The sequence below is a fragment of the Sphingomonas sp. SRS2 genome (assembly GCF_000971055.1).
In the GTDB taxonomy this organism is placed as follows: Bacteria; Pseudomonadota; Alphaproteobacteria; order Sphingomonadales; family Sphingomonadaceae; genus Rhizorhabdus.
Map to the genome: position 1 here is coordinate 1 of NZ_LARW01000027.1, position 2,907 is coordinate 2,907.

Annotated in this window: 1 protein-coding gene; it reads right to left on the reverse strand. The window is 46.0% G+C overall.

Going from position 1 to position 2,907, the window contains the following annotated elements; all coding sequences use genetic code 11:
• Positions 1 to 421 precede the first annotated feature (421 nt).
• Positions 422 to 2,557: a CehA/McbA family metallohydrolase gene (locus WP12_RS24585; protein ID WP_152663827.1), complete on the reverse strand. Its 2,136-nt coding sequence runs from the start codon at positions 2,555 to 2,557 to the stop codon at positions 422 to 424.
• Positions 2,558 to 2,907 lie beyond the last annotated feature (350 nt).

Genomic DNA, 2,907 nt, shown 5'->3' on the forward strand with positions numbered 1-2,907 from the left:
ACAACTCAATCCCATATTCCGGCTCCGTTGAATCTCGTTGCGTTCGTCCATACTCAACTGGCTGTAGTGATTTCCCATCGGTACACCCTATCAAATTCGGGTGTTGCACTTCAGGTTAGAGCGCGCCCGGTTATCCAGACGCTATACCTCATTTACACTACATTTCTCTTTAACATTCTCCACCCTAATATCATGGATATCGTTGTATAGTTGGCGCCTTGTTGAGCACGGGCACTTTGGATGATGGGACAGGGCCAAATTTCGCTCATATTATGTGATGGATGATCGGGTAAACGATGTGTGGGTGGGCGAAGCCGCATATAAACCTACGGATTCATGTAATATTCATCACACAGATGTCCCTTGTATCCGCTTCTCTTTACCATCCATCCAATAATAGTGATTATCTGCAGTTCAGATATCAATTGTCTTTTTGCATCAGCTCCCGGTAAATTTTCAACGCTTTATCGATACGCATATCCAATTCAGGTTTACTGGCCTGCCACATTGGCAATATGTCATTGTGTGTGTCAAAGTGCTCAGGCTCTTCATCCAAGGACGGTGTGGATTCCTTCATTGCCACCAAGACTTTTGAATACTTTTGAGCCAGTGCCCTAGTTTTTTTACGGTTACGAAAATCGTTGTCACCATCAACACTAACATAAAAAGGGGCGGTGTGGGCCTTGGCTGATCCTTTACCGTAAGTGCGAAGTGCAAACCAAAGAGGTTTTTCAGCCTGCACTTCGTAATCCAGAACTATCGGTACGCCCTTTTTTGAGGGCTTCGCACTTTTAACTACCTCTCCGTGCACGACAAGCTCCAGGCGCTCCAGTTCGTCAAAATCCGGGTTTATGTCGGCAATTGCGTGAATGGACAACCGTTCTCCCTTTGACATACTAAATTCATTAGTACGCTCGTTACCATTAACAGAAAACTCGATTACCGGACCATTGCTGACAAAAGATCGTGCCTGTTGCCAAGCATCAAACCAGGCCTTAACAGTGAACTCACCCTCGAGCCGTGCATAAATGCGCTCGGAGCCCGCCACGTCAAAGTAGGGATAATCTGAACCTGCTGAAGGAAGCAGCTTGAACCCCATATTAAGAAAGTCGTACAGATATTCAGTACCTAGTATATTCAGCTGCAAAACCTCCACGAAATCAACAATTCCTAATGGAACATCCAATGCAAGCCCCCTGTTAACATGGCTGACATTCCCAAATACATGGGCATAACCCCACATCCCTCCCTCGGCATGGATTGCATCGGCCGTACGTACATAAAGATAAGGTTTATCGCCCGGACCGTGAAAAGCCTGCCCGTTTAGGCCGATAGAATGCCCTAAATGCGATGTCCGGGGAGATTCCTGACCGGAAACAAGTGAATAATCATTCACCAGATACTGGCCACGCAAACCAAATGCATATTGCGAAAAATGAGAATTGCTGACATTACCCGCTTGCAGCAGATTTGAAAGGTGGACGTCTTCTGCCTGAGTATAAGCCAGAATGCCACGATTGTAACTCGGATCGGGTCTTTCAATATGAATATGATTATCGGCCGAATACCAGCCCTCCGCAGGCAGATCACGCCAACGCTTGAGCACCACCATTTTATTCAGCGTTTTACCCGATTCAATATCCAGAGTTTCGGTATGCATCCTGAACTCAGGTCCCTTGGTCAGTACAAGCTGATACCTACCTGCCTCAAGCTCTGCCCCGTAATTGCCATTGATATAGTGAGCAAAACGGCCCTCGGAAGGCCAGCGGCTTGGAACAGTGCGTAGTTCAACCTGGTTTATAGTTTCACCATAACGGTCAACGTTAATAGCCTGATCGCTTGGAATCGGTGCAAGCCCATCTGGTTTATACAGACCCATACGAGTAGTGATCAGAGTACCATCTTCGGCTGTCACATGAAGGTTGAGCTTTCCCCTGTTAGGCTCAGGACTCTGGTTCGCTGAACTTATAAACGTCAACTTCATCCCGCAAATTACGACCTCCTGATCTTCTTGGTAGGAATCCGTTGGAAATAGCGCATTGGGCGCCGAGATACTCAGGTCAGTGTGATCTAATTTACGGTTTGCAAGCCGGGCCCGTTCAAGTACAAGTTTTACCGGTGCCCACCGGTCTTTCTGATCAAATTTGTGATTGATCATAAGCGGGTGAACGGAACGATCATAGGACAGGTTGAAACCACTGGAGGCTGATCTATCCATAATTAACTCGATTTCCACATCTGAATCTAAATCAAATGCTATCTTGTCATCAATATCAAACAAAAAGTGTGGTCCCACCAAGCATTCTCGACCATCACGTGTTTCCACTTTTCCATTCGGACGATACGCAACGGTAAAACCCCCTCCGCGAAAATCTATGCCAAGTGCTATGGTGCGCAGGACCTGAGGGGCGCCATCCCAATCAATCTGTTCCCGACCTAGTGGATGGTCATTGTGTGCACTAACAGATAAACTATTTACCATCAGGGCAATTCCCAGTATTACTGAAGCTATGTAATATCCGGAACGGGATGTAATATGGAGTTTGTCACTAGACATGTATGTAAGCCTCTTGAGATTGATACAAAATGGAAGTAATTGACGTTAGGCGTTGTACTCGGCTCTGAAAATAGCTCGGTTAGCCATTTCCAACCGATTTTTAGATCGGGCAAACCAGATTCAATATTCTTATATTTCATGTTCTACTGGCTAAGCTTTGCAACAATAACTGAGTTATTGATAATGTAATAACTATACATAAACATAGTATAACCCTCGTCAGGGCATTGTCAAGTTGCTGAGCCGACGAGACGAGTTTCGGAATCCGGAGCGAAATGGCCGCGGCTCGGATAACAAATGTCCCAGGTTATGCATTCTTCGCTACATCGGTGACCTCATTCCAGAGAGAA